Source organism: Kitasatospora sp. NPDC032121 (assembly GCF_055580145.1).
In genome coordinates this window covers 1-12,725 of the sequence record NZ_JBVILX010000035.1, presented here as the reverse complement: position 1 = coordinate 12,725, position 12,725 = coordinate 1, and the positions used below count along the sequence as shown (strand labels likewise).

Annotated in this window: 16 protein-coding genes and 1 pseudogene; 5 read left to right on the top strand and 12 right to left on the bottom strand. The window is 73.4% G+C overall.

The window, feature by feature from the left end:
• Positions 1-684: 684 nt before the first annotated feature.
• The 10 genes from ACZ5OX_RS38425 to ACZ5OX_RS38380 all read right to left on the bottom strand — a co-directional run bounded on the left by ACZ5OX_RS38425 (position 685) and on the right by ACZ5OX_RS38380 (position 6,269).
• A complete protein-coding gene (locus ACZ5OX_RS38425; protein WP_465636750.1) occupies positions 685-2,532 on the bottom strand; it encodes a complex I subunit 5 family protein in 1,848 nt (615 codons plus the stop codon).
• Between the two features lie 6 nt (positions 2,533-2,538).
• Complete coding sequence (locus ACZ5OX_RS38420) at positions 2,539-2,883, bottom strand: sodium:proton antiporter (protein ID WP_449790472.1); 345 nt, start codon at positions 2,881-2,883, stop codon at positions 2,539-2,541.
• Positions 2,880-3,620, bottom strand: a complete 741-nt coding sequence (locus tag ACZ5OX_RS38415; RefSeq protein WP_465636748.1) for an MnhB domain-containing protein — start codon at positions 3,618-3,620, stop codon at positions 2,880-2,882. The genes ACZ5OX_RS38420 and ACZ5OX_RS38415 overlap by 4 nt, the downstream gene beginning before the upstream one ends.
• Positions 3,617-3,886 (bottom strand): Na(+)/H(+) antiporter subunit B, encoded by a 270-nt coding sequence (locus tag ACZ5OX_RS38410; RefSeq protein WP_465636746.1) that lies wholly within the window; start codon positions 3,884-3,886, stop codon positions 3,617-3,619. Before ACZ5OX_RS38410 ends, ACZ5OX_RS38415 begins: the two co-directional genes overlap by 4 nt.
• Complete coding sequence (locus ACZ5OX_RS38405) at positions 3,883-4,170, bottom strand: monovalent cation/H(+) antiporter subunit G (RefSeq protein WP_465636744.1); 288 nt, start codon at positions 4,168-4,170, stop codon at positions 3,883-3,885. The genes ACZ5OX_RS38410 and ACZ5OX_RS38405 overlap by 4 nt, the downstream gene beginning before the upstream one ends.
• The gene (locus tag ACZ5OX_RS38400; RefSeq protein WP_465636742.1) at positions 4,170-4,427 is read right to left on the bottom strand and encodes a monovalent cation/H+ antiporter complex subunit F; all 258 of its coding nucleotides are present in this window, start codon (positions 4,425-4,427) and stop codon (positions 4,170-4,172) included. The genes ACZ5OX_RS38405 and ACZ5OX_RS38400 overlap by 1 nt, the downstream gene beginning before the upstream one ends.
• The gene (locus ACZ5OX_RS38395; protein WP_465636740.1) at positions 4,424-4,870 is read right to left on the bottom strand and encodes a hypothetical protein; all 447 of its coding nucleotides are present in this window, start codon (positions 4,868-4,870) and stop codon (positions 4,424-4,426) included. Before ACZ5OX_RS38395 ends, ACZ5OX_RS38400 begins: the two co-directional genes overlap by 4 nt.
• 181 nt (positions 4,871-5,051) lie before the next feature.
• Positions 5,052-5,228, bottom strand: a complete 177-nt coding sequence (locus tag ACZ5OX_RS38390; RefSeq protein ID WP_465636738.1) for a hypothetical protein — start codon at positions 5,226-5,228, stop codon at positions 5,052-5,054.
• Positions 5,229-5,246: 18 nt separating this feature from the next.
• The gene (locus tag ACZ5OX_RS38385) at positions 5,247-5,420 is read right to left on the bottom strand and encodes a CsbD family protein (protein ID WP_449790465.1); all 174 of its coding nucleotides are present in this window, start codon (positions 5,418-5,420) and stop codon (positions 5,247-5,249) included.
• Positions 5,421-5,975: 555 nt separating this feature from the next.
• On the bottom strand, positions 5,976-6,269 hold the full coding sequence (locus tag ACZ5OX_RS38380; RefSeq protein ID WP_465636736.1) for a DUF1330 domain-containing protein: 294 nt from the start codon (positions 6,267-6,269) through the stop codon (positions 5,976-5,978).
• Between the two features lie 267 nt (positions 6,270-6,536).
• Here ACZ5OX_RS38380 and ACZ5OX_RS38375 point away from each other — a divergent pair, with 267 nt between their 5' ends.
• The 3 genes from ACZ5OX_RS38375 to ACZ5OX_RS38365 all read left to right on the top strand — a co-directional run bounded on the left by ACZ5OX_RS38375 (position 6,537) and on the right by ACZ5OX_RS38365 (position 9,341).
• Positions 6,537-6,995 (top strand): MarR family winged helix-turn-helix transcriptional regulator, encoded by a 459-nt coding sequence (locus ACZ5OX_RS38375; RefSeq protein ID WP_465636734.1) that lies wholly within the window; start codon positions 6,537-6,539, stop codon positions 6,993-6,995.
• Positions 6,992-8,440: an MFS transporter gene (locus ACZ5OX_RS38370; RefSeq protein ID WP_465636732.1), complete on the top strand. Its 1,449-nt coding sequence runs from the start codon at positions 6,992-6,994 to the stop codon at positions 8,438-8,440. The genes ACZ5OX_RS38375 and ACZ5OX_RS38370 overlap by 4 nt, the downstream gene beginning before the upstream one ends.
• Positions 8,441-8,975: 535 nt before the next feature.
• Positions 8,976-9,341, top strand: a complete 366-nt coding sequence (locus ACZ5OX_RS38365) for a DUF488 domain-containing protein (protein ID WP_465636730.1) — start codon at positions 8,976-8,978, stop codon at positions 9,339-9,341.
• Positions 9,342-9,527: 186 nt separating this feature from the next.
• On the opposite strand, the gene ACZ5OX_RS38360 is transcribed toward ACZ5OX_RS38365, so the two are convergent.
• Entirely contained in the window at positions 9,528-10,217 is a 690-nt protein-coding gene (locus tag ACZ5OX_RS38360; protein WP_465636728.1) for a TetR family transcriptional regulator, read from the bottom strand.
• A 268-nt stretch (positions 10,218-10,485) separates the two neighbouring features.
• Here ACZ5OX_RS38360 and ACZ5OX_RS38355 point away from each other — a divergent pair, with 268 nt between their 5' ends.
• Entirely contained in the window at positions 10,486-11,910 is a 1,425-nt protein-coding gene (locus ACZ5OX_RS38355; RefSeq protein WP_465636727.1) for an MFS transporter, read from the top strand.
• Positions 11,911-12,092: 182 nt separating this feature from the next.
• The gene (locus tag ACZ5OX_RS38350; protein ID WP_465636725.1) at positions 12,093-12,233 is read left to right on the top strand and encodes a hypothetical protein; all 141 of its coding nucleotides are present in this window, start codon (positions 12,093-12,095) and stop codon (positions 12,231-12,233) included.
• 248 nt (positions 12,234-12,481) lie between these two features.
• On the opposite strand, the pseudogene ACZ5OX_RS38345 reads toward ACZ5OX_RS38350, so the two are convergent.
• Positions 12,482-12,631 (bottom strand): annotated as a pseudogene (locus ACZ5OX_RS38345) (ATP-binding protein); the annotation flags it as partial.
• Positions 12,632-12,725: the final 94 nt, after the last annotated feature.

The following is a 12,725-nucleotide window of genomic DNA, read 5'->3' as shown; positions in this document are numbered from 1 at the left end:
GAATATGCCGGGTTGACGGGGCCGCTCCGCCCCTCACCACGGCCAGCCGATCCCCGGCCGCGCGGAGGGGGAGCATCGAACCCGCGGACCCCGTCGCCCGGGGAACGCAGTCCGAAACCGCGTGTACCGGACGCCTCGTCAGGGCTGGGACGGCAGCGGAGCGGGGCGCGTCGGCGGTTCGGGTGCCGTCGTCCTCCACGTCGCGCCGACGGGCGCGTCACCCGGTCGGTCTCGCGCCTCCCGCGGCAGGCGCACGTACCGCGCACGCTCGACCTGCGGCGTCGACATCACCCGTACGGATGCGGTGGTGTCCGCTCGCCGCGCGTACCACGCGGCAACTCCGCAGTTCGTCCGGATCACCGTCGTGCTCCCGGTCAACTACGGGGCGGACGCCCGACGATCGCCTACCGCGCTGCTCCCCGGGGCGCGGCCGCTCCCGGCGAGGGGGCGCCCGTCTCCTTCGAGGTCGACCACATCGACGAACACCGCCGTCAGGGCTGGAGCGTCCTCGTCCTCGGCGAGGCCCACCACGTCGACACCCCGGAGGAGGAACACCTCTCCGCCCTTCCGGGCCGCCGCCCCCTGGGCCGGCGGCCCCCGCCCCCTGTGGGTGCGCGTCCGCCCGGCAGGCGTCACCGGCCGCCGCGTCCAGGCGGGGTGACCCTTCGCCGCGGCGGCCTGCGTTCAGAGCTGCGCGGTGATCGTCACCAACAGGGCCGCCAGGCCCACGGCGAGCCAGGCGATGTAGTCGCCCAGCAGGCCGGAGTGCAGGCGGCGCAGCGGCAGGACGACGGCGCGGTGGAGGCCGCCGGTGCCGCGCCGGGGGTCGCGGCGGACGGCGGCGACGGCGAACGCGGCGGCCAGCAGGGCGGAGAGCAGGCCGAGCCCGATCCCGTACGGCGTCCACCAGGCCTCGGGGGCCGGCGGCGCGGGGGGTGCGGGCGCTCCGAGTACGTCGGCGAGGTAGGCCGCGCGGTCGGTGAAGGCGGCGGCGCCCGCCGCGAGGGCCCGGCCGACGCCGGGCAGCACGCCGACGGCCAGGCAGCCGGCCAGCAGCAGCCCGGGGGCCAGGACCATCGGCGGGGGCAGCCGTCGGCCCGGTTCGCGGATCTCGGGCTCCTCGCCCTCGCCGGTGGTCGCGGCCACGTCCGGGTGCTCGCTCGGCGGTGCGCCGAACCCGCCGAAGACCCGCAGGGCCGCCCGCAGCACCGCGCCGCCGGTGAGCACCGACACCAGAACGAACACCGCGGGAAGCCAGGCCAGTTGACGTCCGGCGGCCTCCTCGGCGACGGCCTTGCCGAGGCCGGTGCCGAACGGCGGCAGCCCGGCCAGGGCCAGCGCGCCCAGGATGAACAGCAGCCCGGTGGCCCGGAGTTCGCGGGCCCGGCCGTGCAGCCCGTGCTCGTCCACCGAGCCGTACCGGTCGAGCAGTACGCCGGTGAGGCCGAACAGCGCGGCCTTGGCCCCGGCGTGGCCGGCCACGTACACGGCGGTGCCGGCCAGTCCGGCCGGGGTGAGCAGGGCCGCGCCGGTCAGGAACAGCCCGACGTGCCCCACCGTGGAGAACGCCAGCATGCGCTTCAGGTGCCGTTGCTGCCAGCACATCACGGCGCCGACCAGCGCGGTCAGCACCCCGACGGCCAGCAGGGTGTCCCGGACGACGGCGTCCGGCAGGCCGCCCGCGCCGGCGAAGACCACCCGGTGGATCCGGGCCGCGCCGTACACCCCGAGCTCGACCATCACCCCGGACAGCAGCATGCACACCGGGCTCGGGGCGACGGCGTGGGCGTCCGGCAGCCAGAAGTGGAAGGGCGCCGCTGCGGCCTTGACCAGCGGGCCGGCCAGGACCAGGACGAAGGCGAGGACCAGCAGGGCGTCCGGACCGCGGCCGGGGGCGGCGAGCCGGTCGAGTTCGGCGCCGAGCTGCGCCATGCCGAGCTCGCCGGTGCGGGCGTAGAGCAGGCCGATGCCGAGCAGCGAGAGGTAGGCGGCGGCCGAGTTGACCAGGCCGAAGGCCATCGCGCCGTGCAGCGGGCGCGGGTCCTCGATCCGGTAGCCGGTCAGCGCGTAGGCGACGGCGCCCATCAGCTCGAAGAAGACGAAGGCGTCGAAGAGGTCGCCGGTGAGCGCGAAGCCGCACATCCCGGCCTCGAAGAGCAGCAGCAGCGCGGGGAACAGGCCGCCGCGTTCGCCGGAGGGCTCGTCGAAGTACCGCCAGGCGTAGCAGAGAACGGCGAGCACGAGGACGGCGGCGAGCAGCGCGAGGCCGCTGCCGAGGCGGTCAGCGACCAGCACGATGCCGACGCTGTGTCCGCCGCTCGGGGTCCAGCCGCCCAGCCAGGAGACCGCCCGGCCGTCCGGGCTGGTCCGGGCCCACAGCAGGGCGAGACAGAGGACCTCGGCGGCGGCGAGGACGGTGGCGAGCGCGTCGCGGCCGGGGCGGGGCAGCCACCGGCCCGCCACGGCGGTGACGGCCGCGCCCAGCAGGGGGACGGCGACGGCCAGGGGCAGCAGGTCGGAGGTGGGGAGCACCGGTCGTCAGCCCCGCAGTCCGGTGAGTTCTTCCGGGTCCACCGTGCCGTGGCGCTTGCGCAGTTGGATCACCAGGGAGAGGAGCAGCGCGGTGACGGTGGCGCCGACCACGATGTCGGTGAGGGTCAGTGCCTGGACCACCGGGTCCACCACCGGGGCGTCGGTCGGCAGGTCGGAGAAGACGGGGGCGGTGGCGCCGCGGCGGTAGCCGACGGCGAGCAGCAGCACGTAGGTCGAGGACTGCGCGACGGCCAGGCAGCCGACCGCCTGGACGAGGTCGCGGCTGGTCACCAGGCCGTACAGCCCGGCGAGCAGGATCCAGCCGGCCACCAGGTAGGGGAACAGGTTCATGCCCGCTCCCCTCGGGGAGCGACCTCGACGGCCTGGTCCAGGAAGTGGGCGAGCAGCACCACCACGCCCGAGGCGACCTCCACCCCGACGGCGGCGTTGATCACCGCCACCAGCCCGCTGGAGGAGAGCTGGTTGAAGGTGCCGAGCGGCAGGGTGTTGGCGAGGTAGCCGGCGCCCTGGGCGAGACCGATCAGGCCGAGCGCGGCGAAGGCGCCGGCGGCCAGCGCGTCGGTGACGTCCAGCGCGGCGAGCGGACGGATCCGCTTGAGCACCCGGTAGTCGGCGGCGACGTAGGCCAGGTGCAGGGCGGTGGCCAGGGCGACGCCGCCCTGGAAGCCGCCGCCCGGGCTCAGCGCGCCGTGCGCGACGAGGTACCCGCCGGTCAGGACGGCGACCGGCAGCAGGGTGGCGCCGAACAGCCGGGTGGTGGGCAGGACGGGCTCGGCGGCGGCGCGGCGCTTGCGCTCGTCCCGGGCCAGCCGCAGCAGGATGCCCGCGCCGAGCACCGAGCCGAACAGGATGGACTCCTCGCCGAGGGTGTCGAAGGCCCGCTGGTCGAAGTTGACGGAGGAGACGATGTTGGCCGTTCGCCGCTCCAGCCCGGCCGCCACCGCGCGCTCGCCGTAGGGGTGGTGGGCACTGCCGAAGCCGGGTAGCTCGCCGGCGGCGGCGATCAGGGCGGCGGCCAGCACGCCGGCCGCGAGGAGGAAGAGCCCGAGCCGGGCGGTCCGGTTCACTCGGTGCGGTCCGGGTGGTCGTCGGTGTGCTCCTTGCGGCGCACCCGGCGGACGGTCAGCAGGATCAGCAGCGGGGTGATCGCGCTGCCGACGCCGAGTTGGGAGAGCGCGACGTCGGGTGCCTGGAGCACGGTGAAGAGCAGCGCGAGGCTCAGCCCGAGCAGGGCGAGGACGGCGGCCTGCCGGACGGGATCGCGGGTGAGCGCGGCCGCGGTGGAGGTGACGGCGGTGAGCAGCAGGGCGATCACGATCAGGGTGTCGGTCATCGGCCGGCCTCCGAGCGGCGGGTGGCCCGGGCCACGGCCATGGTGGTGACGGTGCCGCCGGCCGTCACCAGCAGGCCGATCACCAGCAGCTTGACCGCCGCCCGGCCCGGCCCGGTGTCCACGGCGAGGGCGAGCGCGATCAGCGGGGTGCCGAGCACGGCTGCGGGGGAGAGGGCGTGCAGGCGCAGGTACCGGCCGGGCAGCACGGCGAGTGCGGCGGCGGAGAGCAGCAGCGCGGTGGTGCCCGCCCAGAGCAGCACCAGTGCCGCGGCGTGCCGGCCCATCAGCGCTCCTCCCCGGCCAGGAAACGGGTGAACACCAGGGTTCCGGCGGGCGCCAGCACGGCGAGGTCGAGCGCCAGGTCGGTGTAGGAGGGGCGGCTGAAGCCCTGGGCGAGCAGCAGCAGGACGACGCAGGTCGTCACGGCGGCGAGGTTCAACCCGGCCAGGCGCCGGTGCGTCGGGCCCCACAGCCCGAGCAGCAGGCACGGCCCGAGCCCGCCGACGGCCAGGACGGCCGCCGCCAGCAGCCAGGCGTTCACTCGGCCGCCTCCGTCAACGCGCCTTCCAGGGAGGAGGATTCACGGCCGAGCGAGTGCACCAGGAGGGTCTGGCCGTCGACGTCCACGACGTAGGCGCCGGGGGTGGAGGACAGCAGCGCGGCCGCCCAGGCGGGCCCGGTGCCGGGCGCGAGGCGGACGGCGCGGAAGCCGGAGCGGCGGTGGCCGGGGGAGAGCACGGCGAGTGCCAGTCGGCCGGTGTCGGCCAGCAGCGTCCCCGGGAAGGCCAGGAGCGCCGCGCCGAGGCGGGCCGGACCGCCCGGGGCCGCGCCGGAGGTCCGCCGGACGGCCACCGCGCCGAGTGCCGCGAGAAGGGCGATGCCGCCGCCCACGGCCATCTCGAGCGGCGTCACCGAGCTGATGAACACGACGTTCAGCAGGAGCAACAGCCCCCACCAGATCAGGAGTTCGGCCACCGTCCGCATCTCGTCACCCCCGTCCCGACCGTCGGAAATCACGCCGCTGCTGCGGCGAGCGGCCCCAGGTGTACCGTTCGGCCGGGGACGGCGTCCCGCGCGCAACGCCGTTGCGCGCGGGATCGCCGTGGCGGACCACCCGTTCGCCCGAGCGTGACGCCGGAACCTGTGATGATCGGTCCGGGGCCGCTCAGTCGGGCGGCTCGTGCGGTTCCGGGTCATCGGCCGGCCCGGTCGGTTCGTTCGAGGGGCCCGTCTCCTCCTCGGGAGGGGGCGGCGGCGCGCCCTCGCCGGTCATCCGGGAGTCCGGCGTCTCGACCGGCACCGGGGGGTCCTTCGGTACGGGCCGGTGGTCCTGGTCGCTCACCTGTTCAGTCCTTTCTGTTCAGTCCTTTCCGACGTCCTTGACCTTCTCGGCGGCCTGCTTCAGATCGCTCTTCATCTGCTTGCCCCGGCCCTCGGCCTCGACCGCGCGGTCGCCCGTGGCCCGTCCGGCGGCCTCCTTGGCCTTGCCGTGGGCCTTCTCGGCGGCGTTGCGCAGCTTGTCCTGGGTGCCCATGGTGCGACTCCTCTCGTTGCTGGGGCGATTTGTTCGCCTGTGCCGCGTCTGCCCGGAAATGCTCGTTCCACTCCGTGCGGCCGGAAGTCGTCGGGAGTCGAGGCAATCGGAGGGCCGCGACGTCTGCGGCCGGAGCCGCGGACCGTGAGGAATGCGGGTGACGATCCCCCGTGTCGGTCAGCCCCGCTGTGCGGCTCGCCGGGAAGTGAAAGCGCAAATGTGAGTGCGGAGTTGACGATGGATCACCGCGCGGGCAAGCGATGGTGTTCGACCAGCCGGACGAACCCTTCCCGGAACGACGGCCCGACCGCTTCGGTGGGCGGGCGCACCGCGACGCCGGCCAACCCGTCCGGGGCGCCGATCCCGGCCGGCCCGGCAGAGGATGGTCCTACGGGTTGCCGCCGTGCGCGAGGCGAAACGGCCGGCCGGTGGTCGGCACCGATGACCATCCTCCCGGTGGCGTGCGGTGACGCGTGGTGACGTGCGGTGACGTGGCGGGGGCCGGTCGGCTTCAGTGCTCCAGGTTTCAGATCACCGGAGTGCCGTGCTCGTCGGTCAGTCGATGCCTTCGACGATGCGGAAGTCGCGCTCGACGGCGTCGGAGAGGACCACCAGCGCCTTCTGGTAAGCCTCGCTCTCGTATGCCGCGACGGCCTGTTCGAAGCTGTCGAACTCGATCAGAATGACGCGTTGCGTGTTTCCGGCGCCGTGGGCGACGACTCGGCCGCCACGGGACAGGAGCCGCCCGCCCCCGGCTCGGACGGCCGGACGGGCCAGCTTGTCGTAGGCAGTCAGCCTGTCGGGGTCGGAAATGGTGCGGTAGACACTGACCCAGTAGCCCTTGGCCATGGAAACCTCCTGTGTTCGGCGGGACATGTCCGACTTCGAATTGACGCTCGGATCGCTCGGTCCCGGTGACGGGGTCGTCCGGCACACCGCCCTGCGGTGGTGATGTCGTCCTCGGCGCGGTCTTCGGCCGGGGCGCGGTGCACGTGTCCGCCATGGCGCCGACGGCGACCGCCGTCCGGTGCGCCGGATGCGGGGCTGGGGCACGGCGTTGAGGTGTTCGGGGCGGAGATGCATAAAGCATTCATATAAATATCGTATGCTTCGCGCATGAGCCGTCAAGACGCCAATCGTGGCGCTTCCACTGCGATCGGGTCGGTCCTCTACGGGCTGGCCACCAGGGCTGTGCGACGCCTTCCGCGCGACATGAGCATCACGTCCGCCGCCACCCTGGCCACCCTGCACAGGACCGGCCCGCGACGCATCACCGATCTGGCCGTGATCGAGGGTGTCACCCAGCCCGCGATGACCGTGCTGGTCCGGGTGATGGAGGAGTCCGGACTGGTCGAGCGCAGGGGCGACGAGTCCGACAAGCGGGTCACGCTGGTGTGTCTGACCGAGGCCGGCGAGTCGTACGTTCAGGCGCGGCGCCAGGCGGGCGCCGACGCGTTCGCGCGGCTGATCGACGAACTCGCCGACGACGAGGTCGAGGCCCTGGTGGCGGCGCTTCCGGCGCTGGCGCACCTGGCAGAGCTCGAAAGCCAGGACCGTGAAGGGCCGAAGCGGTGACGGGGCACACCCCGGAGCGCTCAGAGGCGCGGCTGCTGGTCCCCGCCCTGATCTTCGTCGCCCTGGTCGTGGCGGCGGTCGCCAGTCTCGGGGCGCCGCTGATCACCAGTGTGGCGACCACGTTCCACGTCTCGCTCGACAGCGCGCAGTGGACGCTGACCGTCGCACTGCTGAGCGGTGCCGTCGCCACGCCCGTCCTCGGCCGGCTCGGAGCCGGCCCGCACCGACGGGCCACGATCCTCGCCACGCTGGCGATCGTCGTCGTCGGCAGTGCGCTGACCGTGCTGCCGCTGCCGTTCGCGGGGCTGCTCATCGGCAGGGCGGCCCAAGGCGTCGGGCTCGGTCTGACAGCGCTGATGATGGGAGTGGCCCGGGATCACCTTCCCGAGGAGCGCAGCACGGCGACGATCGCCCTGATCTCGGTGGTCTCGATCATCGGCGCCGGCGTCGGCTACCCGCTCACCGCACTGCTCGCCGAGATCGGCGGCGTACGGGCCGCGTACGGCTTCGGCCTGTTCGTCACCGCTGTCGCCTTCCTGACCGCGTGGCGTTCCATACCCGCGGCTCCCGAAGGCCGGGCCGCTCACGTGACCGTGACGGGCGCGCTCGTCCTCGCGGGTGGACTGTTCCTCGTCCTGTTCCTGGCCGGCCAGCGGAGCCTGTGGAGCCGTCACCTCGCCGTGGCGGTGATCCTCGCCGTCGTCGCCGTGCTCCTGCTGTGCGTCTGGACCGTCTCCGAGTTGCGTGGCAAGACGCCCCTGGTCGATGTCCGGGCGGTACGGCACCCGGCGGTCGCCGGAGCGAACATCGCCATGTTCGTCGGCGGGAGCGGCATGTACCTCCTGCTCACGCTCATCACGCGGTACGCGCAGACGCCGCACAGCGCCGGCTACGGCTTCGGGCTGACCACCTTCGTCGCCGGGTTGGTCCTCGTCCCGTTCTCGGTGCTGGGGTTCGTCGCCGGCAAGCTCACGCCCCGGGTTCGGACGCTGGTCGACGCACCCGTGCTGCTGGCCGGCAGCGCCGTCATCGTCGGTGGCGGGTTCGTCCTCTTCGCCGCAGCCCGGTCGAACCTGGCCGAACTGCTCATCGCGATGGGCGTGCTGGGCTTCGGCGTCGGCAGCTTCTCAGCCGCCATGCCCGGTGTCATCCTGGCCGTCACGCCCAAGAGCGAGACGTCGAGCGCGATGAGCTTCAACTACGTCGTCCGCAGCGTCGGGTACTCCCTGGGCAGCGCGGTGGGCGGCCTGGTCCTGGCCGCCGGTACCGACACCGGTCATCTCTTCCCGAGCGACCACGCCTACACCACCGCAGCGCTGGTCGGCATCGCCGCGATGGCGGTCACCGCCCTGACCGCCACCGCTCTCGCCCGCCAACGCCCACCCGAGACCGACCCCACCGCGGCCACGGCCGGCGTGCCGAGTCAGGGCCGGTCGAGCCGATGACCGGCCGGTCAAGCGCGGAACACTCCGGGGCCCTGCCATCCGACCGGCAGCACCGGCCGCACCGGCAGCACCGGCAGCACCGGCCGCGCCCGGGTCGGCATCGACGCCTCGAGCCGATCCCCGACGACCTGGCCGTGTGCGGAGCGTGAAGTCGGGGCGGACCGGGCAGCCGCTCGGCGAGCGGCCGCGTCGGCGCTTCGCGGAGGCCGGGACCGGTCTTCGTGCGGCGGAGCGGCGGAAGGCCACCGGCGGGAAGAAGAGCACCTCGCGCCCCCGCAGCTGGGGCGTCGGCTGGTGGTCGTGGCTTGGCTGGTCGTGAATCGGCTGGTCATGGATCGGATGTGCGGCGGAGCCACGGCCAGGTGAGGATCCTCCTGATGCGGGCAGACGCCCTCGTGGGACGCCCGCGGTGTCGCGGGCCGTCCCAGCCGGTCACCGGACCGGCGTCCGGCGGCCCTAGCGCTGCCCCGACCGACCCACACCGCCAGGGCCGAAAGCGCTCGAAGCAGCCGATCGACCTGGAAGGAAGCCGCCCATGGCCACACGGATCGCCTACCGGCGGATCTACGAGGAAGCCTCGCCTCAGGACGGGCAGCGCGTGCTCGTCGACCGGGTCTGGCCGCGCGGGATGAAGAAGGAGGACGCCGACCTGGACGAGTGGCTGCGCGACGTCGCCCCGTCGACCGAGCTGCGCCGCTGGTACGGCCACGAGCCGAGCCGGTTCCCCGAGTTCCGCCGCCGCTACCTGGCCGAACTGCGGGATGCACGACACCAGGAGGCGGCCGGGCACCTGCGCGACCTCGCCGCTCACGACAAGCTCACGCTGCTGACCGCCACCAAGGATGCGGACCACAGCCAGGCCGCCGTGCTCGCCGAATGGCTGGCCCGGCGGCGACACTGACCGAGACACTGACCGCCACGGACACCGAGTCCTGCCACGCCCGCCGCCGTCGTCACCGGAACCTCCGAATGCGATGCCCCTCATGGATCCGTCCGTCACCGGCTGGTCGACGTACAGACGTACAGGAGATGAACCCGCTCGGCGAACTCTCCTACCCGGTCCCCGTCCGGGGGCCTGCCCGCTCGGCTACTGCCCGGACTCGGCCCGGCACACCAGGCCGTCGATCAGTGCCGCCAGGGCCGGGCGCAGTTCGGCGCAGTGGGCGCCCGGGCCCAGGTAGGGGGCGGCCGTGCGGGCGAGCACCAGGGCGGGGAGGGTCCGCGGGTCGGCGGCGGCGAGTGCGGCGGTCCGCTGACTGGGCTCGCGCGGGCGGCTGACGGGGTGTTCGGAGAGGAGCTCCCCGACCAGGAGCTGCCAGCAGGAGCGGTGGGCGGCTGCCGCCTGCGGGGGCCGGAGACCGGCGGCCATCAGGTCGGCCAGGCAGGCGTCGGTGAAGGGCAGGGCCCGCTCGGACGCGAGTTCACCGCGGATGAGGACGTGCAGGACCCAGACGTGCCCGGCGAGGAAGTCGTGGGCGTCGAGGAGCCGGTGGAGCAGCCTGGCGGTGGGGGAGTCGCCCGGGACGTCCACGGGCATCCCGTCGGCGATCTCGTCGAGGACGGCGAGCAGCAGGCTGTCGCGGTCGGCGACGTGCCGGTACAGCGAGGCGGCAGCGGTGTCGAGTTCGGTGGCCACGGCCCGCATGGTGAGCGCGTCGATGCCGTCCCGCTCGATGAGTCGGCGCGCGGCGGCGACGACGGCGTCCGTGGTCAGTCCCGGACGCGGGCGCCGGGGGCCGTAGCGGCCGCGGTCGATCGTCGTTCCTCGTTCTGCCACCTCGTCATCCTGCCACGCCGCCGGATGGGCCTTCACCTGCGGGGCTTGCAAGGTCAATCAAGTAAGGCTTACCTTACGCGAACACTGTTCGCATCTGGAGGTGGCCGTGCCCGGATCAACCGTTCCCGCATCGTCGACGACCGCGCCCGGGGGGCGGTCCGCGTCCGAGAAGCGCTCGGGAGCCGCCCCGGACGGCCCCGGCCGTCCCGGTCCCCGCGCCGGCCACTCCAGTCCGCGCTCCGGCCGTTCCGGTCCCCGCGCCGGCCTGGTGCTCGCCACGGCGAGCCTGTGCCAGCTGGTCGTGACGCTCGACGCGAGCATCGTGAACATCGCCCTGCCCGCGATGGGCCACGCCCTGGGATTCGCCGACAGCGCCCTGCCCTGGGTCGTCAACGCCTACGCGCTCGCCTTCGGCGGACTGCTGCTCCTGGGCGGGCGGGTGGCCGACCTGGTGGGACACCGCCGCGCGCTGCTGGCCGGTCTGGCCGTGTTCGGACTCGCCTCCGTCCTCGGCGGATTCGCGCAGAGCCCCGCGCAGCTGATCGCCGCCAGGGCCGGGCAGGGCGTGGCCGCCGCGCTCCTCGCACCCATCAGCCTCACCCTCATCATGGTCACCTTCGCCGAGGGGACGGCCCGGGCCAGGGCCCTGGGCATCTGGTCGATGGTGACGGCGGCGGGCAGCGCGCTGGGGGTTCTGCTCGGCGGCGTGCTCACGGACCTGCTCGACTGGCGGTGGGTGTTCTTCGTCAACGTCCCGCTGGTGCTGGCGGCCGGTGTCCTCGCCGTCCGTTCCGTCGCCACCGCCCGGCCCGCGCGCACGGGCAGGCTCGACCTGGTCGGTGCGGTGCTCGGGACCGGGGCGATGTGCGCGCTGGTCTACGGGCTGATGGAGACCGACCGGCACCCGTGGACCTCGGCACGGACCCTGGCCACCCTCGGGGCCGCCGCGCTCGTCGGCATCGCGTTCCTCTGCTGGGAGGCCCGCTTCGCCTCCGCGCCGATCGTCCGGCTCGGAGTGCTGAGGGCCCGGACGGCGTGGGCCGCGAGCGTGATCGTCACCCTGCTCGGGGCGGCGATGCTGGTGGGTTTCTACTTCTGCTCGCTGCACCTCCAGAACGTCCTGCACTACGGCCCGCTCGCGGCCGGTGCGGCCTTCCTGCCGTTCTGCGCGGGCGTGATGGCCGGCAGCATGGTGGCCGGCCGCCTCGGCGCCCGCTTCGGGGCGCGGGCCACGCTCACCGCCGGACTGCTGCTGGCGGGCCTCGGAATGCTCTGGTTCAGCGGACTCGGCGTCGACTCCGGCTACCTGAGCGCGTTCGTGGGCCCGTGCGTGGTCACCAGCACCGGCGTCGGGATCTGCATGGTCGCCAACACGGCGATGGGCACCTCGGGAGTGGCCCCGCACGAGGCCGGACTGGTCAGCGGGCTGCTCAACGCCGGGCGCCAGTGCGGCGGCAGCATCGGCCTGGCCGTGCTCTCCTCGCTCGCGGTGGCCGCGACCCGCAGCGCGGCAGGCGAGGGGCGCGAGCCGCTGGAGGCGCTCGCGGCCGGCTACGACCGCGCGTTCGTCGTCACGGCCGGGCTGTTGGCGGCGGCGGCCCTGATCGCGGTGCTGTTCGTTCCCGGCCCGGCCCCGAAGCCCGCCCCGGCCCCGAAGCCCGCCCCGGCCCCGAAGCCCGCCCCGCGAGCCTGACGGCGCGCACCTCCTCGAGGGCGGACCGGGCTGAAGTGACGGGTGCGTGATGGGCGAAATGTGGCCCTGCACCATTGCCGCCGGCGGAGCTGTCCGCGTACTGATGTGAGTGCTCCAACAATACGGAGTTATGTGCACCACTGTCGGGGCGTTCATGTCTGGAACTGCTATAGCGTGCTCCCGTGCACGAGATCTTCAGGTCGCTCCCGTGGCCGTTTGAGATGGCCGAGTTCCCTTCGAACCTCGGAGCCGTCGTTCAGTGGACAGTGGCGAACGGCGACCTTCCGGCGTTGTTCGTTGGTCACACCGAGGACAACTCCTAGCTTGTCGGCGATGGTGTGAACGACCCGAATCTCGCTGGCGCGTGTGCGGCCATGTGCATCTGGGCGGCGATCGAGCACAACTCGAGCATGCGAGAGCTCGCGGATCTGCCAGTCGGCTGGGCGGCTGAGCGGGATGCGCCTGGCGCTCCTTGGCGCCGGACTCCGTTCCAACTCTTGGAATAGACCTCCCGTGCCAGTCGGGTAAGGCACCAGATGAGGAGGGCGGCTGCGATGACAGTGCCGAGCTCCTAGGCCACCTCGGTTTCCCGGTCGATGGCCTGGAGGCGGTTCTTGAGGCGGTAGCTGTTGCCGTTGACCGAGATGACGTCGCAGTGGTGCAGGAGTCGGTCGAGGATGGCGGTGGCGAGGACCTCGTCGCCGAAGACCTGGCCCCATTCATCTGGGGCTGGCACTTGTTCCCTCACACGAGTTGCCGCTGCCACCAGGCCGTTTCCTGTTCCTGCGGTCCTCGTTGGTTCTCGCGGTGGCCCC